We start from the raw sequence: 18,619 nt of genomic DNA, 5'->3' as shown, positions 1-18,619 counted from the left end.
TAACAGTATTTAAATTCCGCTTCTTATAGCTATAAAGTCAGCCTCCTGCGTACCTGCCGACCAATCGGCGCGCCGCACGACACGAACCAACACGCAATCCAGCGTGAGTTTCTGATCGACGCGCGCGCCATCGAGCGCGCCGTGCGTGGGAGATTGATTGATGTCCGCAGCTACTGCTACCCCAAGCGCCGCGACTGCCGCGCCGCAAACCTTCGAAGTCCGCCCGTTCAGCGGTGCCGTCGGCGCCGAGATCATCGGCCTCGACCTGACCCGTCCGGTCAACGACGAAGACTTCGCCCGCATCCACCGCGCGCACCTCGATCACCACGTCGTGGTGTTCCGCGACCAGCGCATCACCCCGCAACAGCAGATCGACTTCAGCCGCCGCTTCGGCGTGTTGCAGATCCACGTGCTCAAGCAGTTCCTGCTGGCCAATCACCCGGAAATCCTCATCGTTTCCAACATCGTCGAAAACGGCCAGAACATCGGCCTCGGCGATGCCGGCAAGTTCTGGCACTCGGACCTTTCCTATAAAGAGCTGCCGAGCCTTGGCTCGATGCTGCACGCCCAGGAGCTGCCGTCTGAAGGCGGCGACACCCTGTTCGCCGACATGCACAAAGCCTGGGACAGCCTGCCCGACGCGCTGCGCAAAGCGGTCGAAGGCCGCTCGGCTGCGCATTCCTACACCGCGCGTTACAGCGAAACCAAATTCGAAGGCAACTGGCGCCCCACTCTGACCCCGGAGCAACTGGCCCAGGTCGCCGAGGTCGTGCACCCGGTGGTCCGCACCCATCCGGAAAACGGCCGCAAGGCGTTGTTCGTCAGCGAAGGCTTTACCACCCGCATCGTCGGCCTGCCGGAAGACGAGAGCAAACAACTGCTCGACGAGCTCTACGCCCACAGCGTGCTGCCGCAGAACATCTACCGCCATCAATGGCAGCCCCACGATCTGGTGTTCTGGGACAACCGCTCGCTGATCCACCTTGCCGCCGGTTGCCCTGCGCACCTGCGCCGCAAGCTGTATCGCACCACCATTCAGGGCGACGCGCCTTTCTGATTTGCCGGAGATCCGATCATGTCCAAACGTCTTCCATTCGCGCCGCTGGCGGCGGCCATCGGCCTCGGGTTCAGCCTGATCGCCGGCAGCCTGGTGGCGCCGACTGTGGCCCACGCCGAAGGTGAAATCCGCATCGCCGAGCAGTTCGGCATTGTCTATTTATTGCTCAATGTGGTGCGCGATCAGGGTCTGATCGAGAAGTACGGCAAGCAGGAAGGCCTCGACATCAAGGTCGACTGGACCCAGTTGTCCGGCGGCGCGGCGGTCAACGATGCACTGCTCTCCGGCTCCATCGACATTGCCGGCGCCGGTGTCGGGCCGCTGCTGACCATCTGGGATCGCACCCACGGCAAGCAGAACGTCAAAGCCGTGGCCTCGCTGGGCAACTTCCCGTACTACCTCGTCAGCAACAATCCCAAGGTCAAAACCATCGCCGACTTCACCGAGAAGGACCGCATTGCGGTGCCGGCAGTGGGCGTTTCCGTGCAGTCGCGCTTCCTGCAATACGCGGCGGCCAAGCAGTGGGGCGACAAGGAATTCAATCGCCTCGACAAGTACACCATCGCCGTTCCGCACCCGGACGCCACCGCTGCGCTGATTGCCGGCGGCACCGAGCTGACCGGGCACTTCTCCAACCCGCCGTTCCAGGATCAGGCGCTGGAAAATCCGAATGTGCACGTGGTGCTCAACTCCTATGACGTGCTCGGCCCGAACTCGCCGACCGTGCTGTTCGCCACCGAGAAATTCCGCAACGAGAACCCGAAAACCTACAAGGCGTTCGTCGAAGCGCTGACCGAAGCCGCGCAATTTGCGCAGAACGATAAAGGCGCGGCGGCGGACACTTATATCCGCGTGACCAAGGCCAAGATCGACCGCGCCGCGTTGCTGAAAATCATCGACAACCCGCAGTTTGAATTCAGCGTTACGCCGAAAAACACCTACCCGCTCGCCGAATTCCTCTACCGCGTCGGCGCGATCAAGAACAAACCGGAATCGTGGAAGGACTACTTCTTCCAGGACGCCAAACCGTTGCAGGGGAGCTGATCGACATGAACGCCCCTTTGCAAGGCCACGCGGCCAGCAACCCGATCGCCACCGCGCAAGCGCTGTTGGCGGTCGATCAGGTCAGCCTCGAATACCGCACGCCGCAGCGCGTCGTGCGCGCCACCCACCAGGTCAGTTTCGAAGTCGATCAACAGGATCGCTTCGTGCTGCTCGGCCCGTCCGGCTGCGGTAAATCCACCTTGCTCAAAGCTGTCGCGGGGTTCATTGCGCCGTGTGAGGGCGAGATCCGTCTGCAGGGCCAGCGCGTCGACGCGCCGGGACCGGACCGGATCGTGGTGTTTCAGGAGTTCGATCAACTGCCACCGTGGAAAACCGTCAAACAGAACGTGATGTTTCCGCTGCTGGCTTCGCGCACGCTGAAGAAAAAGGAAGCTGAAGAGCGTGCGCTGCATTACCTGGAGAAAGTCGGTCTGGCGGCGTTCGCCGATGCCTACCCGCACACCTTGTCCGGCGGCATGAAAGCGCGGGTGGCGATTGCCCGGGCGCTGGCGATGCAGCCGAAAATCCTGCTGATGGACGAGCCGTTCGCCGCGCTGGATGCCCTGACCCGGCGCAAGATGCAGGAGGAATTGCTGCTGCTCTGGGAGGAGGTGCGGTTCACCTTGCTGTTCGTCACCCACTCGATTGAAGAAGCGCTGGTGGTCGGCAATCGGATCCTGCTGTTGTCGCCGCATCCGGGGCGGGTGAGGGCGGAAGTGCACAGTCATCAATACGATTTGCACAGCCTCGGCGGTGTAGCGTTTCAGGAATCGGCGCGGCGCATTCACCGGTTGCTGTTCGATGAAGGACAGTCGCCGGAAACCGAGCGCGAACTGGATTTCACTGATATCCGCATCGCTTATTGAGCCGCCTGGAGGATTGCCCGATGAGCCATTCATCATCCGTACGTCAAGAATTCGAAAACGATCTGCAACCGCTGACCAGCGTTCCGGTGGAGCGCGAGCTGCCGCTGGGCCAGCGCTTGTGGCAACAGGGCTGGTTGCGCAAAAGCGTGATTCTGATTTTGCTCGCCGTGCTCTGGGAGGTTGTGGCCCGGGTGCAGAACAACGACCTGCTGCTGCCGAGCTTCTTGCAGACCAGTCACGCGCTGTATGACGGCCTGCTCAGCGGCGAACTGCTGGGCAAGGTGTGGATCTCGCTGGTGGTGCTGATCAAGGGTTACCTGATCGGCATTGTCCTGGCCTTCGCCCTGACCACGCTGGCGGTTTCGACCCAGGTTGGTCGGGACTTGCTCAGCACCCTGACCTCGATGTTCAACCCGCTGCCGGCGATTGCCCTGTTGCCGCTGGCGTTGCTGTGGTTCGGCCTGGGCCAGAACAGCCTGATTTTCGTGCTGGTGCATTCGGTGCTGTGGGCGCTGGCGCTGAACACTTACGCCGGGTTCCTCGGCGTCTCGGAAACCCTGCGCATGGCCGGGCGCAACTACGGTTTGAAGGGCATGCGCTTCGTGCTGTTCATCCTGATTCCGGCGGCGCTGCCATCAATCCTCGCCGGGCTGAAAATCGGCTGGGCTTTCGCCTGGCGTACCCTGATCGCCGCCGAGCTGGTGTTCGGTGCCACCAGCGGTAAGGGTGGTTTGGGCTGGTACATCTTCCAGAACCGCAATGAGTTGTACACCGACAAGGTGTTTGCCGGTCTGGCCGTGGTGATCCTCATCGGTCTGCTGGTGGAGAACCTGGTGTTCGACACGCTGGAGCGGGTGACGGTGAAGCGCTGGGGCATGCAGCGCTGATTTTCTGATCTGCTAGCATTGCGTGCGAATCAATCCTGATCGGCCACGAGTGCTCAGCATGCAACTCCCGGACATGAACCTGTTGGTCGCCCTCGACGCCTTGCTCGACGAGGGCAGCGTGGTCGGCGCCGCGCGGCGGATGAACCTCAGCCCGGCGGCCATGAGCCGCACGCTGACGCGGATCCGCGAAGCCATTGGCGATCCGATTCTGGTGCGCGCCGGTCGCGGTCTGGTGCCGACGCCCAAGGCACTGGAGCTGCGCGAGCAGGTGCGCGATGTGGTCGAGCAGGCGGCGTTGCTGTTTCGCTCGGCCGATGCGGTGGAGCTGGGCACGTTGCGCCGGCGCTTCAGCATTCGTGCCAACGATTTTTTCGTCGGCGTGTACGGCGGCAAGCTGTTCGACACCCTCGATCAACTGGCGCCGCACTGTGAGCTGCGCTTCGTGCCCGAAGGTGACGGTGACGATGAAGCCCTGCGCGAAGGGCGGATCGATCTGAGCGTGAGCAACACCCGCCCGGTGACGCCGGAAGTCAAAGTGCAGAACCTGTTTTCCACCCACTTTGTCGGTCTGGTGCGCGAGGATCATCCGCTGCTGGATGGCGAGATCACGGCCGAACGTTACGCCGGTTTTTCCCACATCAGCATGTCCCGCCGGGGCATCGCCCGTGGGCCCATCGACACCGCTTTGAATGCTCTGGGGCTGGAGCGGCGGGTGGCAGTGATAGCGCCGAGTTTTCACGCGGCGATGTTCGCCCTGCCAGACTCCGACCTGATTTTGCCGGTGCCCAAGGAAGCGCTGCTCAGCGTGCGGCGGCTGGGCTTGAAGCTGCGCTCGTTCGACCTGCCGATTCCGCTTCCGACCCTGATGCTGACCCAGGCCTGGCACCCGCGTTTCGACAAGGACCCGGCCCACCGCTGGCTGCGGGAAACCCTCAAGACCTGCTGCGACGAAACCTGGCTGGCGGCACAGCCCTGACAATTGCGTCTGGTGCACTTATAAACTGCCAATAAGTCAATTTTCGTCAGCACTAAGCCCTACTAACATGCTCCGGTATTTTTCCCTCCGGAGTTTGCTTGCATGACATCCCTGACGGTCACGGCGCCGATCGCCGCAACCGCTCCGATGGCAGCCGCGCCACCGGTGTTCGGGGCGCGGATCATCATCGGTCTGGTCGGCGTGCTGCTGGCGGTGCTGGTGTCGGGTCTCAACGAGATGGTGACCAAGGTCGCCCTGGCCGACATTCGCGGCGCCCTGAGCATCGGCTACGACGAAGGCACCTGGCTGGTCGCCAGCTACACCGCGACCTCGGTGGCGGCCATGGCATTCGCGCCGTGGTGCTCGGTGACCTTTTCCCTGCGTCGCTTCACCCTGTGCGCCATCGGCGTGTTCACCCTGCTTGGGGTGCTCTGTCCGTTCGCCCCGAACTACGAAAGCCTGTTGCTGATGCGCATCCTGCAAGGCCTGGCTGGCGGCGCGTTGCCGCCGATGCTGATGACCGTCGCGCTCCGATTCCTGCCGGCCAACATCAAGCTTTACGGTCTGGCCGGTTACGCCCTGACCGCGACGTTCGGCCCCGGTCTCGGCACGCCGCTGGCGGGGTTGTGGACCGAGTACGTCGGCTGGCAATGGACGTTCTGGCAAATCATCGTGCCGTGCCTGATTGCCATGGCGATGGTTGCCTGGGGCATTCCACAGGATCCGCTGCGTCTGGAGCGCCTCAAATCGTTCAACTGGAAAGGCCTGCTGCTGGGCTTTCCGGCGATCTGCATGCTGGTGATCGGCCTGTTGCAGGGCAATCGCCTGGACTGGTTCGAATCCAACCTGATCTGCGCTTTGCTCGGCGCCGGTTCGCTGTTGCTGGTGGCGTTTCTGATCAATGAATGGTCGCAGCCAATCCCGTTTTTCAAGTTGCAGATGCTCGGCATCCGCAACCTGTCGTTCGCGCTGATGACATTGGCCGGCGTGCTGGTGGTGCTGCTGGCGGTGGTGCTGATTCCATCGAGTTATCTGGCTCAGGTGCAGGGTTACCGGCCGGTACAGACTGCGCCGATCATGCTGATCGCGGCGTTGCCGCAGTTGATCGCGCTGCCGCTGGTGGCGGCGCTGTGCAACCTGCGCTGGGTCGATTGCCGCTGGGTGCTCGGCATCGGTTTGAGCATGTTGACGCTGTCATGCCTCGGTGGCTCGCAGCTGACCTCGGAATGGATTCGCGACGATTTCTACGTCCTGCAATGGCTGCAGATTTTCGGCCAGCCGATGGCGGTGCTGCCGCTGTTGATGTTGTCGACCGGCAGCATCCAGCCCCAGGACGGGCCGTTCGCCTCGGCCTGGTTCAACACCGTGAAAGGCTTGGCGGCGGTGGTCGCCACCGGCGTGATCGAAGCGCTGACCACTTCGCGCCTGCATTTTCATTCGACGATGCTGGTCGATCGCCTCGGCAACTCACCGCTGGCCGCAAGCAATGACCCCGGCCTCGCCCATCGTCTGCACGAACAGGCGGTGGTGCTGACTTCCTCGGATCTTTATCTGTGCATGGCCGGCGTCGCGGTGGCGCTGATCCTGCTGATTTTCTGGCTGCCGACGCGGATCTTTCCGCCGCGCGCGCCGACCTGACTGAAACAGAAGGTTTTTATGACGACTCAAGCAAAGCAAAAACTCGCGGTGGCCGTAGCCGCTGCGCTGGCGGTTGGTGTGCTGGTGTATCTGGCGATGCCCGGCCTGTTCGGCAAACGCACCCAGCAGAACACCAACGATGCATTCGTTTCTGCCGACTTCACCCTGGTGGTGCCGCGTGTGGCCGGATTCATCAAAGAGGTGCTGGTGGAAGACAACCAGCAGGTCAAGGCCGGGCAGTTGCTGGCGCTGATCGATGACCGCGACCTGCGCGCCGCCGCCGAAGCCGCCGATGCGCAAACCCTGGTGGCCCGCGCGCAGTTGCAGAACGCCAAGGCCACTCTGGAGCGCCAAACTTCGGTGATCGCACAGGCGCAGGCGTCGGTGGTATCGGCCAAGGCTGAAATGGCCTTCGCCCAGCAGGAATTGAATCGCTACAACCACTTGGCCGGCGTCGGTGCCGGCACCGTGCAGAACGCGCAGCAGGCGCGCACCCGGATCGATCAGGCTTCTGCGCGGCTGGACACGGCCACCGCGAAACTGGCAGCGGAACGTAAGCAGGTCGAGATTCTGACGGCGCAGCGCGATGCTGCCGAAGGCAGTTTGAAGCACGCTCAGGCCGCGCTGGAAATCGCCAGTTTCGAGCTGTCCTACACGCGCATCACCGCGCCCCAGGACGGCATGATCGGCGAGCGCGCCGTACGGGTCGGCGCCTATGTGACGCCGGGCAGCAAACTGCTGGCGGTGGTGCCGCTGAAACAGGCCTATGTGGTCGCCAACTTCCAGGAAACCCAGCTCACCGACGTGCAGCCGGGGCAGGATGTGGTCGTGCGGGTCGACAGCCTCGGCGGCGAAGCCCTCACCGGCCGTGTCGAAAGCATCGCCCCGGCTACCGGCGTGACTTTTGCGGCGGTCAAACCGGACAACGCCACCGGCAACTTCACCAAAGTCGTGCAGCGGATTCCGGTGAAGGTTTTGCTGGATCCGGGGCAGCCGCTGGCCGAACGCTTGCGGGTCGGGATGTCGGTGGAAGCGAGCATCGATACCGAAAGCTCGATGACATCGGTGCGTGAGGTGACGCAGCGATGAAGCGCTTTCAGTCCATGACGGTTGTCCTGAGTCTGTCGGCGTTGGCGGCGTGCACCGTCGGCCCGGACTTCCAGAAACCCGAAACCACCCGGATTGCCGAGTGGGCAAAACCGTCAAAAAGTGCCCCCAGCCAGGCCGTCAGCGAACCGTTGAACGAGCGCTGGTGGGAAGTCTTTCACGACGCACAGCTCTCGGCCCTGACTCAGCGCGCCTTGCGCAGCAACCTCGATCTGCAATTGGCCAGCAGCCGTCTGCAACAAAGCCGCGCTGCCCGTCAGGTGATCAGCGCCGACCGCTATCCGACGACCGCCGCCACCGGCAGCTACGCCCGCAAACGCAACAGCGGCGAAGGCTTGAACGACCCGTCCGGGCACAATGGCGATTCCGCGTTCAACCTGTGGGACGCCGGTTTCTCCGCCTCCTGGGAACTGGATTTCTGGGGCCGTGTGCGCCGGGAAACCGAAGCGGCCGATGCCAACCTCGAAGTCGCGGAAAACGACCGTCGCGGTGTGCTGCTGGCGGTGCTCGCGGACACCGCGCAGAACTACATCCAACTGCGTGGTGTGCAGAACACCCGCGCGGTCACCGAGCAGAACCTCGACGTGGCGCGGCACAGCCTGAAGCTCTCGCAACTGCGCCTCAACGATGGCGTGGCCACTGATCTCGACGTCGCCGAAGCCGCCGCGCAAGTGGCGGCCATCGAATCGCGCCTGCCGGCGCTGGAGCAACGTCAGGCGCAACTGATCAACGCCATCAGCCTGTTGATGGGCGAACCGCCACAGGCCTTGGCTCAAGAGTTATCCACAGACGCGCCGGTGCCGCAGTCGCCATTGACCGTCGCCATCGGCCTGCCGTCGCAACTGGCCGAACGCCGCCCGGACATTCGCCAGGCCGAAGCCCGTCTGCATGCCGCCACCGCCAACATCGGCGTGGCCAAGGGCGATTTCTATCCGCGCATCACCCTGTCCGGCAATCTCGGCTCGCAAGCCATGCAGCTCAGCGATTTCGGTTCCTGGGGCTCACGCGCCTTCGGCATCGGCCCGCAATTCAGCCTGCCGCTGTTCGACGGCGGCCGCTTGCGCGGCGTGCTGCAACTGCGCGAAGCCCAGCAGCAGGAAGCGGCGATCGGTTATCAACAGACCGTCCTGCGCGCCTGGCACGAAATCGACGACCAACTGACCGCCTACAACGCCAGCCAGCGCCGCCGCGACAGCCTCGCCGAAGCCGTGCGCCAGAACCAGATCGCCCTGCGCACCGCGCAACAGCAATACGTCGAAGGCGTGGTCGACTTCGTCAACGTCCTCACTGTGCAAGGCGCACTGCTCGCCACCCAGGAACAATGGGTGGAAAGCTCCACCGGCGTTTCATTGGCGATGGTCGGGCTGTACCGGGCGCTGGGTGGGGGATGGGAGTCGGTGTACCCAGACGAGAACCGGACCGCCGTGTTGCCGGATGTCGCGAAAGCGCCAGCCGGCGTCGACGATTCTGCTGTGGCTGACCTAAAGTGATGAGCAGGTTGGCGCGTCATACTCTCGTGGCGCAACGGCGCGGCAAGAGGAAGCGATGGCGGTTAACAGAGTCACGCCAATGGGCGACACGCAAGATCCCTTTGCCGCACCCGGCTCCTGGTTCGGCAGTCTGCGCTGGGTGCGCTGGGTAAAACATCATTGGCTGTGGCCGATCCTCGCGCTGGCGGCGTTCGTGCGTTTTTATGACCTGACGGCGGCGGCGATCTGGGGCGATGAAGGGTCCAGTCTGCTGTTGGCGCGCTATCCGTTGAGCGAAATCTGGAAGCACGCGGCCTTCGATGTGCATCCGCCGCTGTACTTCATACTGCTGCATGGCTGGATCGAGCTGTTCGGTGACGGCATCTTCGCGATCCGCTGCCTGAGTGCGCTGGCCGGCATCGCGGCGGTCGGGTTGGGCGTCTGGCTGGTGGATCGCCTGGCCACACGCCGGGCAGCCTTCATCGCCGGTCTGTTGCTGGCGCTGCTGCCGACAGCGGTGCGCTACAGCCAGGAAGTGCGCATGTACGCGTTGCTCGGAGGGCTGTTGCTCGCCGCGAGCCTGGCGCTGGTTTACTGGATCAGGCGCCCCCAGCGAAACCGCTATCTGGTGATTTACGCGTTGTTGATGAGCGCGGCCTTCTACACCCACTACTTCGCCGTTCTCGCGGTTTTGTGTCACTGGCTCTACCTGATCGCGATCCGCGTACAGCGCGGTTATCGATTCCGCCATATCCAGCGCTGGAACTGGTGGCTGGCGAACCTGGCCATCATCGTGCTGTACCTGCCCTGGCTGCCCAATCTGCTCGACTTGATGCAGCACATGGAACAGCTCAGGGCCGGCGGCGATGTCGGCTGGGAGCCGGCCGTCACCTTGAGTTCGCTGCCGTCGATGATCTGGTCGTGGTTGATGCAGGACGATGGCGATACGTTACCGCTGCTGACGTTCGCAGCGTTGCCCCTGGCATTGCTGGCACTGGCGGCTGTCGCGGTGATGCGCGATCGCAGCGTGTCGCGCGGCAGTATGCTGTTGGCGCTGTACACCGGACTGCCGCTGCTGCTGGTATTTGCGGTGTCGTTCATCACGCCGGTCTTCGTCGAGCGCTATTTGACGGCGTACGCCCTGGGGTTGCCGATGCTGGCGGCGTTAGCCATTGACCGTTTGTACAGCCACGCACGGTTGCTCGCTTTGGCGGTGTTGGTCTCACTGATCGGCGTGGAACTGCTCGGCGTGAACAACAACGCCAACGTCGACAGCGATGATCAGTTCGATCGCGTGGTGAATTACGTCAATCAGCATTTCCTGCCGGGCGATCGTATCGTCACCAGCGACATGCTCTGGTACTTGAGCTACGTCTATTACGACCGCAGCGGTGCGCAGGTGCGCCTCTTTACTCCGCCGACAGCGGACGGCCGTTCGACACAACCGAATGAGTACGGCTTCGGTACACTGGTGAGCCGCGACGTCTATCTGGACAGCCTCGCGCAATTGCCGGGGCATGGACGGGTCTGGCTGGTCGGGACGTTCGACGCTGCGGAAGAATTCTCACCCTTACCCGCCACCTGGCAGCCCGGCGCCGAAATCCATGCCGGCGGCGCCAAGGCACGCCTGTTCATCCCCCAGCCACCACTCGACTAAAACCGCCCCTCATAGACACCGCTGCCGACTGCGAGCTTTTGCCTCAGGATTTACCTGACAAATCTGCCATGCCTTTGAGCAGTTCAATCGGCAACGGAAACACGATGGTGGAGCTCTTGTCGCCGGCAATCGAACTCAAGGTCTGCATGTAGCGCAGTTGCATGGCGCCGGGCTGGCGACCGAGCATTTCGGCGGCCTGCATGAGTTTTTCCGAGGCCTGCAATTCGCCTTCGGCGTGGATCACCTTGGCGCGCCGTTCGCGCTCGGCTTCGGCCTGTTTGGCGATGGCGCGCACCATCGACTCGTTGAGGTCGACGTGCTTGATTTCGACGTTGGCGACCTTGATGCCCCAGGCGTCGGTCTGGGCGTCGAGCACTTGCTGGATGTCGATGTTCAGGCGTTCGCGTTCGGCCAGCAGTTCGTCCAGCTCATGTTTGCCGAGGACCGCCCGCAGGGTGGTCTGGGCCAGTTGGCTGGTGGCCATGAGGAAGTCTTCGACCTGGATGATCGCTTTCTGTGGATCGAGCACGCGGAAGTAGAGTACCGCGTTGACCTTCACCGATACGTTGTCGCGGGTGATCACGTCCTGCGGCGGCACGTCGAGGACGATGGTGCGCAGATCGACCCGGACCATTTGCTGCACCACCGGAATCAGCAGGATCAGCCCCGGCCCCTTGACCTGCCAGAAGCGTCCGAGCTGGAACACCACCCCGCGTTCGTATTCGCGCAGGATGCGGAACGTCGAGCCGGCCAGGGCGATCAGCAACAGCAGCAGCGCGACAAAACCGATTTGCAGGCCCATGATCACTCTCCGAGCGGTGCCGCGTCAGTCGCGGCCACTTGCAGCAACAGGCCCTTGCGTCCGACCACCCGCACCGGTTGCCCGGTGTGCAGCGGCGTGGCGCTCAGCACCTGCCAGCGTTCTCCTTGTAACTGCACCCAGCCGTTGCGGCTGTCTTCCGGTTGCACCACGGTAACCGCCGTGACACTGCCGAGCAGGCCGGCATCGCCGCTGACCGGTTGGCGCGGTCGGGTTTTCAGGGCGCGGACCAGCAGCGCGATCAGCAACAGGGCGCTGACCAGGCCGAGGCCGATCATCATCGGTACCGGCAGTTCGGCGTTGCTCAGGATCAGCGCGCCGATCACAAACATGACGATGCCGCCGAGGCCGATCACCCCGTAGTTGGGCAGCGCGGCTTCGGCGATCAGAAACGCGATACCCAGGGTGATCAGCCACAGACCGACCGGGCTGACAGCGGTAAACGGGGTGTCTGCCGCAACCACCGTTCCACTCAGCAGCACCAGGGCAAACGCACAGCAACGGATGTTCACGTGACCCTCCGCGAGAGTCAGGGGTTGTTCTTACAGTCTAGTTGAGGCTGTGGCTGGATGAATTTTGATCAATTCTCCCCGCCCCGCCAGTGGGCGGATTTCCCTGTGTGCGCGGTCGACGGGACTAGACTTTGAAGGACAGCCACAGCGTTTCATTACCGTCCGCCGCGCAGCGTCGGCGGGCACCGAGGTGCATCATGCGTATGGCCAAGAAAGTGCAGAGCAGCCTCAACCGGGCGCAATGCGAATATGACATCGTCACCCACCCGCACTCGTCCAGCAGCCTGGAAACGGCGCGGGTCTCCGGGATTGCCGCAGAACGGGTGGCCAAATCGGTGATCCTGGACGACCGTCACGGGCACTACCTGATGGCGGTGCTGCCCGCCAGCCGTCACCTGGACTTGAGCAAGGTGCGCAGCAGCGGCGAATGGCAAATCACCCGCGAAAGCAATCTGGCGCACATTTTCGACGACTGCGAACGCGGCGCCGTACCGCCACTGGGCGATTCCTATGGCCTGGACATGGTCATCGACCCGCTGCTGACCCGGCAGAAAGACATCTACCTGGAAGCCGGCAACCACAACAACCTGCTGCACATGAGCATGCCCGAATTCCTGAAAATGGTGCCGCATGCGCAGGTGCGGGAGTTGAGTCAGTAGCTTTTCAGCGTCTGTGCCGACGCCATCGCGAGCAAGCCCGCTCCCACAGGTTCTGCGCTAAACCTGTGGGAGCGGGCTTGCTCGCGAAAAATCTTTCCCACCCTATAAATCTCGCAGGAGTTCCGACATGGAAAACCCGACGCACAGCCTCCCATCCCTGTTCAAGCAACTCGGCCTGGACAACGACCCGGTCAGCATCGACCAGTTCATCGCCACCCATTCCCCGCTCAAACCCGAACTGCACCTGTGCGACGCGTTTTTCTGGAGCGAGAGCCAGGCGGATTTCCTGCGGGACGAAATTCTCGATGATGCGGATTGGGCGGAGGTGGTGGATCAGTTGGATGTGATGTTGAGGAAGGGGCGGGGCGCTTAGTCAGCGTAAAATTTCGTCACAGGATATCCTCAATCGCCCTCTCTATCTGGGGTAGCTTCCGATTTCAAAGAAGACTGGAAGCTGAAAAATGCAAAGATTCCCCCCGGTAAAAATGATCAGTGTCGAGGCTTTTAAAGAAAATTTTGATGCGGTAATCAAGGACGTCAAATATGAGCCAGTCGTTTTACAAAAGCACAGTCAAGTTTTAGCTGTCCTGCTTTCCGCATCATTGTATGAGGCGGTTATTGAACGGCTGGACGATCAGTATTTGGCGTTGATCATTCACTCGCGACGCAATGAAATTGGAAAACCCATCGAGCTGGATCAACTGTAAAAAACCTTCGAGGAGATTTGTTTCAAAACTTGACTGAATTTCCCCTCCAATGCGATATTGATAGTTAGCAAACTAACAGTGTGTGCATTCCCTCGTGCCGAATAACCTCGACGCTCTCCAGATGAACATCAGCAGTGCCATGGTGGTGGCCGCCAGGCATTGGCGGAAGATCTGCCAGACCACGCTGGTCAATTATGGAATTTCCGAAGCCTGCGCCGTCCCATTGTTGATGATCGGGCGTTTGGGCGAGGGTGTGCGCCAGGTGCAGGTGGCGCAGGCGGCGGGGATGGAGTCGCCGTCGCTGGTGCGCCTGCTCGATCAGTTGTGTCACGCCGGGTTTGTCTGCCGCACCGAAGATGCCCAGGACCGTCGCGCCAAATGCCTGAGCCTGACCGACGCCGGCCGTGAGCTGGTGCAAGCGGTGGAGGCGCAACTGGTGCGTCTGCGTCATGAAGTGCTCGAAGGCATCGACCAGCGCGATCTGGAGGCTACGCTTCGAGTACTGAGAGCTTTTGAGGCGGCCACTCCGCCAACGGTGATCAATCCGTGAACGGGTTCTTTTCCGGCATGCCCCCGGCGCGGGACTGGTTCTACGGGATCCGCACGTTTGCGGCTTCGATGACCGCGCTGTACATCGCCTTGCTCATGCAGATGCCCCGTCCGTACTGGGCGATGGCCACGGTGTACATCGTTTCCAGCCCGTTCCTCGGCCCGACCAGTTCCAAGGCGCTGTATCGCGCGATCGGCACGTTTCTCGGTGCAGCGGCGGCGGTGTTGTTCGTGCCGATGTTCGTGCAGAGCCCTTATGTGCTGGTGGTGGTCATCGCCTTGTGGACGGGGATTCTGCTGTTCCTGTCCCTGCATTTGCGCACCGCCAACAACTACGCGCTGATGCTGGCCGGCTACACCTTGCCGCTGATCGCCCTGCCGGTGGTGGATAACCCGTTGGCGGTGTGGGACGTGGCCGAGTCGCGGACCGAGGAAATCTTTCTCGGCATCGCCGTGGCGGCGGTGGTCGGTGCGATGTTCTGGCCACGACGCCTGGCGCCGGTGTTCAACGACGCCGTGGGCAAATGGTTCGCCGACGCCACGACTTACAGCCTGAAATTCCTCAGCCGCGACGTGCAGCCCGAAGAGGTCGCAGCCCTGCGCATGGCGATGGTCGGCAGTTTCAACAGCCTGGAATTGATGATCGGCCAGTTGCCGCACGAAGGTGCGCGGCCGCAAACCGTACGCAACACCAAGGAACTGCGCGGCCGGATGATTCACCTGCTGCCGGTGATCGATGCCCTTGAAGATTCGCTTTACGCCCTCGAACGGCGCACGCCCGAGCTGGTGGAAAAATTCGCCCCGCTGCTCACCGCGACCCGCGAATGGCTCGGCCACAACGACGCCGATCTCGGCCGCTGGCAAGCCCTGCGGGATCAGCTCGAAGCACTGCAACCGAGCGCCGAAGCCCTGGAAGATCGCAAACAGTTGCTGTTTTCCAACGCGCTGTATCGCCTCGGCGAATTCATCGATCTGTGGCAGGACTGCCGCAGCCTGCAGGACGCGATCCTGTGCGAGCGCCAGGACAGCTGGCGCGCGGTGTATCGTCACTGGCGCCTCGGTCGCCTGACGCCATTCATCGACCGCGGGCTGATGCTGTATTCGGTGGCCTCGACCATTCTGGCGATCATCGTTGCCTCGGTGTTGTGGATCCTGCTGGGCTGGACCGACGGTGGCAGCGCGGTGATTCTGGCGGCGGTGTCGTGCAGCTTCTTCGCCTCGATGGACGACCCGGCGCCGCAGATTTACCGGTTCTTTTTCTGGACCGGAATGTCGGTGCTGTTTGCCAGTCTGTACCTGTTTCTGGTGCTGCCAAACCTGCATGACTTTCCGATGCTGGTGCTGGCGTTCGCGGTGCCGTTCATCTGTGTCGGCACCCTGACGGTGCAGCCACGCTTCTACCTCGGCATGCTGCTGACGCTGGTCAACACCTCGTCGTTCATCAGCATTTCCGGTGCTTACGACGCGGACTTCTTTGCCTTCGTCAATTCCAACCTGGCGGGCCCGATTGGGTTGTTGTTCGCGTTTATCTGGACCCTGATCGCCCGGCCGTTCGGCGCCGAACTGGCGGCCAAGCGTCTGACCCGTTTCAGCTGGAAAGACATCGTCAGCATGACCGAGCCAGCGAACCTTGCCGAACATCGACAGCTGGGCGTGCAACTGCTCGACCGCCTGATGCAGCACCTGCCGCGTCTGGCGCTGACCGGCCAGGACACTGGCATCGCCATGCGCGAAGTGCGCGTGGGGCTGAACCTGCTCGACCTGCTCGCCTACACACCGCGAGTGACGGGCGCGCCGAACGCGCTGCTCAAGCAAGTGGTGGCAGAGGTCGGCGAATATTTCCGGGCCTGCCTCAAGGCTGGCGAACGCCTGCCGGCGCCAAGCGCCTTGCTGATGACCATGGATCGCACCCGCCGTGCGCTCAACGGCCACGGCGATGAAGAAACCCGGCTCAACCTGTTGCACGCCTTGAGCGGTTTGCGCCTGGCGCTGTTGCCCGGCGTGGAATTCGTTTCCAATGCAGAGCCCGAAGAACCGCTGCCCGAAGGAGCGCCCCTATGATCGGTGATCTGGATATCAGCGGCATTTTCCTGCCGACCCTGTTGGTGTTGATGGGCATCACTTATGTGCTGTTTGTGTTGGTACACGGCGTGCTCACACGCCTGCATTTCTACCGTCTGGTCTGGCACCGGGCATTGTTCAACGTGGCTCTCTACGCCGTGATGCTGTACGGCGTGGATTCACTCAGTCGATACCTGATGACATGAAAAAACCGTTTCTGACCCTCGGTCGCGTCGTCCTGACGCTGCTGATCGTGACTTTCGCCGTCGTCGTGGTCTGGCGCATGGTGATGTATTACATGTTCGCGCCCTGGACCCGCGACGGCCACATTCGCGCCGACATCGTGCAGATCGCCCCGGACGTGTCCGGGCTGATCCAGCAGGTCGAAGTGAAGGACAACCAGTTGGTGAAACGCGGCCAGGTGCTGTTCAGCATCGACCAGGACCGTTTCAAACTGGCGCTGCGCCAGGCTAAGGCCGCGGTAGCCGATCGCGAAGAAACCCTGGCTCAGGCGCAGCGTGAAGCCAAGCGTAACCGTGGTCTGGGCAATCTGGTGCCGGCCGAACAGCTGGAAGAAAGCCTGTCGAAAGTGGCCCGCGCGCAATCGGCCCTGGCCGAAGCGCTGGTGGCGGTGGACAGCGCTCAGCTCAACCTCGACCGCTCGGTGATCCGCAGTCCGGTGGACGGCTACGTCAACGACCGTGCGCCGCGTTCGCAGGAGTTCGTCACCGCCGGGCGTCCGGTGTTGTCGGTGGTCGACAGCAATTCGTTCCACATCGATGGCTATTTCGAAGAGACCAAACTCGACGGCATCCACATCGGGCAGTCGGTGGATATCCGCGTGATCGGCGACCGCGCCCGCTTGCGCGGGCACGTCGAAAGCATCGTCGCCGGTATCGAAGACCGTGACCGTTCGAGCGGCAGCAACCTGCTGCCCAACGTCAATCCGGCGTTCAGCTGGGTACGTCTGGCGCAACGGATTCCGGTGCGCATTGCCTTCGACGATGTGCCGGATGACTTCCGCATGATCGCCGGGCGTACCGCGACCGTGTCGATCATCGACGATCAACCGCAGGAGCCCGCGCAATGAACAGGGCCCTGATGGTCGCCGGGCTGGGCATGATGCTGTCGGCCTGCTCGATGGTCGGGCCGGACTATCACGTGCCCGAAGACGCGGCGATCCAGCGCAAGGATTTCCAGGGCGACCTGGCAGTGGCCGGCAAACCGGTGGTGTCGGCCCCGGTGCCGGCGGACTGGTGGCGGCTGTATCAGGATCCGCGTCTGGATCAACTGGTGCAGCAGGCCATGGCGTCCAACACCGATCTGCGGGTGGCGGCGGCGAACCTGTCGCGGGCCCGTGCGCAGGTCGATGAAGCCGAAGCGGCCGGTGGCTGGAGCGGCGGCGTGAAGATGGGCGCGCAACGCTTGCAGGAATCCGGCGAGGCGTTCCTGCTGCCGGAGAAAGTGCCGGTGGCCAACATCGGCGATATCGGCATCAGCGCGTCCTACCAGTTCGATCTGTGGGGCACCCTGCAACGCGGGATCGAAGCGGCGAAGGCCAACGCCGACGCGACCCAGGCCGCGGCCGATACCGCGCGCATCACTCTGGTCGCCGACGTGGTGCGGGCCTACACCCAGGTCTGTGCGGCGAACGAGGAACGGGAAATCGCCCAGCATTCCCTCGACCTGCAATCCCAGAGCACCACCCTGATCCAGCGCCTGCGCGATGCCGGGCGTGGCGACGAAACCCAGGTCACCCGTTCGCAGACCCAATTCAAATCCCTGCGCGCCGACATGCCGCGTTATGAGGCGGCGCGGCAGGCCGGGTTGTTCCGGCTGTCGATGCTGCTGGCCAAGCCTGTCGATCAATTGCCGGCTGGCACCGCGACCTGTGCCGAGCTGCCGAAAATCGCGCAACTGGTGCCAGTCGGTGACGGCGCCGCGCTGCTCAAGCGCCGGCCGGACATCCGCCAGGCCGAGCGGCGTCTGGCGGCCGCGACCGCCGGGATCGGCATCGCCACCGGCGAGCTGTACCCGGACATCAGTTTCGGCGCAACCATCGGCACCGTCGGCATTCTGGACAACCTTGGCAAACCGTCCACCAACCGCTGGGGCTTCGGCCCGTCGCTGAGCTGGAGCGTGCCGACCAACGGCGCCCGGGCCCGGATCCGCGAAGCCGAAGCCACCACCCAGGGTGCGCTGGCGCACTTTGACGGCGTGGTGCTCAACGCCATCCGCGAAACCCAGACCGGCCTGTCCCAGTACTCCGCGCTGCTGCAACGCCGCGATGCGCTGGCCGATGCCGAGCAGTCGGCGAAACTGGCGGCGGACCAGACGCACCGCTTCTTCCAGGCCGGCCGCGAGTCGTTTCTCGCCGATCTCCAGGCCACCCGCACCTACACCGACGTCACCGCGCAACTGGCCGCCGCCAACACCCAGGTTGCCATGAGCCAGATCGATTTGTTCCTCGCCCTGGGCGGCGGTTGGGAAAGCGGACGAACGCAAGCCTCGAGCGCCAGCAAACCCTGAGGCCGTTGCTATGCTTTGAAGTATTGAAAGGGCGCCCCGAACCAGGCGCCTTTTCAGTGCACATCGCTAGCGCAGGTCTAG

19 protein-coding genes are annotated in these 18,619 nt (G+C 62.9%); 17 read left to right on the top strand and 2 right to left on the bottom strand.

Features of this window, described 5'->3' with window-relative positions:
* Window positions 1-160 precede the first annotated feature (160 nt).
* From ACM6JM_RS02785 to ACM6JM_RS02745, 9 genes are all read left to right on the top strand, one after another.
* Window positions 161-1,057: a TauD/TfdA dioxygenase family protein gene (locus ACM6JM_RS02785; RefSeq protein ID WP_039773033.1), complete on the top strand. Its 897-nt coding sequence runs from the start codon at window positions 161-163 to the stop codon at window positions 1,055-1,057.
* A gap of 18 nt (window positions 1,058-1,075) precedes the next feature.
* Window positions 1,076-2,101, top strand: coding sequence for an ABC transporter substrate-binding protein (locus ACM6JM_RS02780; RefSeq protein ID WP_007957722.1), 1,026 nt, complete (start codon window positions 1,076-1,078; stop codon window positions 2,099-2,101).
* Window positions 2,102-2,106: 5 nt separating this feature from the next.
* On the top strand, window positions 2,107-2,967 hold the full coding sequence (locus tag ACM6JM_RS02775) for an ABC transporter ATP-binding protein (protein WP_007957720.1): 861 nt from the start codon (window positions 2,107-2,109) through the stop codon (window positions 2,965-2,967).
* A 20-nt stretch (window positions 2,968-2,987) separates the two neighbouring features.
* Window positions 2,988-3,854 carry an ABC transporter permease gene (locus tag ACM6JM_RS02770; RefSeq protein WP_011331855.1) on the top strand — a complete coding sequence of 289 codons (867 nt, stop codon included), beginning with the start codon at window positions 2,988-2,990 and terminating at the stop codon, window positions 3,852-3,854.
* Window positions 3,855-3,912: 58 nt separating this feature from the next.
* The gene (locus tag ACM6JM_RS02765) at window positions 3,913-4,830 is read left to right on the top strand and encodes a LysR family transcriptional regulator (RefSeq protein ID WP_011331856.1); all 918 of its coding nucleotides are present in this window, start codon (window positions 3,913-3,915) and stop codon (window positions 4,828-4,830) included.
* A 102-nt stretch (window positions 4,831-4,932) separates the two neighbouring features.
* Complete coding sequence (locus tag ACM6JM_RS02760; RefSeq protein WP_085667622.1) at window positions 4,933-6,468, top strand: MFS transporter; 1,536 nt, start codon at window positions 4,933-4,935, stop codon at window positions 6,466-6,468.
* Between the two features lie 18 nt (window positions 6,469-6,486).
* Window positions 6,487-7,557: an HlyD family secretion protein gene (locus ACM6JM_RS02755; RefSeq protein ID WP_074689345.1), complete on the top strand. Its 1,071-nt coding sequence runs from the start codon at window positions 6,487-6,489 to the stop codon at window positions 7,555-7,557.
* Window positions 7,554-9,065, top strand: coding sequence for an efflux transporter outer membrane subunit (locus ACM6JM_RS02750; RefSeq protein WP_256578183.1), 1,512 nt, complete (start codon window positions 7,554-7,556; stop codon window positions 9,063-9,065). Before ACM6JM_RS02755 ends, ACM6JM_RS02750 begins: the two co-directional genes overlap by 4 nt.
* Window positions 9,066-9,120: 55 nt before the next feature.
* Entirely contained in the window at window positions 9,121-10,701 is a 1,581-nt protein-coding gene (locus ACM6JM_RS02745) for a glycosyltransferase family 39 protein (RefSeq protein ID WP_414881298.1), read from the top strand.
* Window positions 10,702-10,744: 43 nt separating this feature from the next.
* Here ACM6JM_RS02745 and ACM6JM_RS02740 read toward each other — a convergent pair whose 3' ends face one another.
* On the bottom strand, window positions 10,745-11,503 hold the full coding sequence (locus ACM6JM_RS02740; protein WP_039773021.1) for a slipin family protein: 759 nt from the start codon (window positions 11,501-11,503) through the stop codon (window positions 10,745-10,747).
* A 2-nt stretch (window positions 11,504-11,505) separates the two neighbouring features.
* Complete coding sequence (locus tag ACM6JM_RS02735; protein ID WP_085667624.1) at window positions 11,506-12,033, bottom strand: NfeD family protein; 528 nt, start codon at window positions 12,031-12,033, stop codon at window positions 11,506-11,508.
* A 197-nt stretch (window positions 12,034-12,230) separates the two neighbouring features.
* On the opposite strand from ACM6JM_RS02735, the gene ACM6JM_RS02730 reads away from it, so the two are divergent.
* The 8 genes from ACM6JM_RS02730 (at window position 12,231) to ACM6JM_RS02695 (ending at window position 18,538) form a co-directional block, all read left to right on the top strand.
* Window positions 12,231-12,692 carry an aminoacyl-tRNA deacylase gene (locus ACM6JM_RS02730; RefSeq protein WP_007957669.1) on the top strand — a complete coding sequence of 154 codons (462 nt, stop codon included), beginning with the start codon at window positions 12,231-12,233 and terminating at the stop codon, window positions 12,690-12,692.
* Between the two features lie 127 nt (window positions 12,693-12,819).
* Window positions 12,820-13,065 carry a DUF2789 domain-containing protein gene (locus tag ACM6JM_RS02725; protein WP_085613325.1) on the top strand — a complete coding sequence of 82 codons (246 nt, stop codon included), beginning with the start codon at window positions 12,820-12,822 and terminating at the stop codon, window positions 13,063-13,065.
* An 88-nt stretch (window positions 13,066-13,153) separates the two neighbouring features.
* Window positions 13,154-13,399 carry a type II toxin-antitoxin system Phd/YefM family antitoxin gene (locus tag ACM6JM_RS02720; RefSeq protein ID WP_081353107.1) on the top strand — a complete coding sequence of 82 codons (246 nt, stop codon included), beginning with the start codon at window positions 13,154-13,156 and terminating at the stop codon, window positions 13,397-13,399.
* 121 nt (window positions 13,400-13,520) lie between these two features.
* The gene (locus ACM6JM_RS02715; protein ID WP_039773010.1) at window positions 13,521-13,949 is read left to right on the top strand and encodes a MarR family winged helix-turn-helix transcriptional regulator; all 429 of its coding nucleotides are present in this window, start codon (window positions 13,521-13,523) and stop codon (window positions 13,947-13,949) included.
* Window positions 13,946-16,009: an FUSC family protein gene (locus ACM6JM_RS02710; RefSeq protein WP_414881295.1), complete on the top strand. Its 2,064-nt coding sequence runs from the start codon at window positions 13,946-13,948 to the stop codon at window positions 16,007-16,009. The genes ACM6JM_RS02715 and ACM6JM_RS02710 overlap by 4 nt, the downstream gene beginning before the upstream one ends.
* Window positions 16,006-16,215, top strand: coding sequence for a DUF1656 domain-containing protein (locus ACM6JM_RS02705; protein WP_007957657.1), 210 nt, complete (start codon window positions 16,006-16,008; stop codon window positions 16,213-16,215). Before ACM6JM_RS02710 ends, ACM6JM_RS02705 begins: the two co-directional genes overlap by 4 nt.
* The gene (locus ACM6JM_RS02700) at window positions 16,212-17,099 is read left to right on the top strand and encodes an HlyD family secretion protein (protein ID WP_085667626.1); all 888 of its coding nucleotides are present in this window, start codon (window positions 16,212-16,214) and stop codon (window positions 17,097-17,099) included. The genes ACM6JM_RS02705 and ACM6JM_RS02700 overlap by 4 nt, the downstream gene beginning before the upstream one ends.
* Window positions 17,096-18,538, top strand: a complete 1,443-nt coding sequence (locus tag ACM6JM_RS02695) for an efflux transporter outer membrane subunit (protein ID WP_085613322.1) — start codon at window positions 17,096-17,098, stop codon at window positions 18,536-18,538. Before ACM6JM_RS02700 ends, ACM6JM_RS02695 begins: the two co-directional genes overlap by 4 nt.
* Window positions 18,539-18,619: the final 81 nt, after the last annotated feature.

The sequence above is a fragment of the Pseudomonas sp. IT-P2 genome, from assembly GCF_949767575.1.
GTDB lineage: Bacteria > Pseudomonadota > Gammaproteobacteria > Pseudomonadales > Pseudomonadaceae > Aquipseudomonas > Aquipseudomonas pharyngis.
The sequence above is the reverse complement of the archived record's forward strand: the minus strand, read 5'-3'. Positions and strand labels throughout refer to the sequence as shown.

What these genes read in the sequence shown, in the direction of transcription:
- ACM6JM_RS02705 (WP_007957657.1), top strand. Translation starts at nt 16,006, where the DNA reads ATGATCGGTGATCTGGATATCAGCGGCATTTTCCTGCCGACCCTGTTG.
- ACM6JM_RS02780 (WP_007957722.1), top strand. Translation starts at nt 1,076, where the DNA reads ATGTCCAAACGTCTTCCATTCGCGCCGCTGGCGGCGGCCATCGGCCTC.
- ACM6JM_RS02730 (WP_007957669.1), top strand. Translation starts at nt 12,231, where the DNA reads ATGCGTATGGCCAAGAAAGTGCAGAGCAGCCTCAACCGGGCGCAATGC.
- ACM6JM_RS02755 (WP_074689345.1), top strand. Translation starts at nt 6,487, where the DNA reads ATGACGACTCAAGCAAAGCAAAAACTCGCGGTGGCCGTAGCCGCTGCG.
- ACM6JM_RS02740 (WP_039773021.1), bottom strand. Translation starts at nt 11,503, where the DNA reads ATGGGCCTGCAAATCGGTTTTGTCGCGCTGCTGCTGTTGCTGATCGCC.
- ACM6JM_RS02760 (WP_085667622.1), top strand. Translation starts at nt 4,933, where the DNA reads ATGACATCCCTGACGGTCACGGCGCCGATCGCCGCAACCGCTCCGATG.
- ACM6JM_RS02695 (WP_085613322.1), top strand. Translation starts at nt 17,096, where the DNA reads ATGAACAGGGCCCTGATGGTCGCCGGGCTGGGCATGATGCTGTCGGCC.
- ACM6JM_RS02745 (WP_414881298.1), top strand. Translation starts at nt 9,121, where the DNA reads ATGGCGGTTAACAGAGTCACGCCAATGGGCGACACGCAAGATCCCTTT.
- ACM6JM_RS02765 (WP_011331856.1), top strand. Translation starts at nt 3,913, where the DNA reads ATGCAACTCCCGGACATGAACCTGTTGGTCGCCCTCGACGCCTTGCTC.
- ACM6JM_RS02750 (WP_256578183.1), top strand. Translation starts at nt 7,554, where the DNA reads ATGAAGCGCTTTCAGTCCATGACGGTTGTCCTGAGTCTGTCGGCGTTG.
- ACM6JM_RS02720 (WP_081353107.1), top strand. Translation starts at nt 13,154, where the DNA reads ATGCAAAGATTCCCCCCGGTAAAAATGATCAGTGTCGAGGCTTTTAAA.
- ACM6JM_RS02785 (WP_039773033.1), top strand. Translation starts at nt 161, where the DNA reads ATGTCCGCAGCTACTGCTACCCCAAGCGCCGCGACTGCCGCGCCGCAA.
- ACM6JM_RS02725 (WP_085613325.1), top strand. Translation starts at nt 12,820, where the DNA reads ATGGAAAACCCGACGCACAGCCTCCCATCCCTGTTCAAGCAACTCGGC.
- ACM6JM_RS02775 (WP_007957720.1), top strand. Translation starts at nt 2,107, where the DNA reads ATGAACGCCCCTTTGCAAGGCCACGCGGCCAGCAACCCGATCGCCACC.
- ACM6JM_RS02700 (WP_085667626.1), top strand. Translation starts at nt 16,212, where the DNA reads ATGAAAAAACCGTTTCTGACCCTCGGTCGCGTCGTCCTGACGCTGCTG.
- ACM6JM_RS02715 (WP_039773010.1), top strand. Translation starts at nt 13,521, where the DNA reads ATGAACATCAGCAGTGCCATGGTGGTGGCCGCCAGGCATTGGCGGAAG.
- ACM6JM_RS02770 (WP_011331855.1), top strand. Translation starts at nt 2,988, where the DNA reads ATGAGCCATTCATCATCCGTACGTCAAGAATTCGAAAACGATCTGCAA.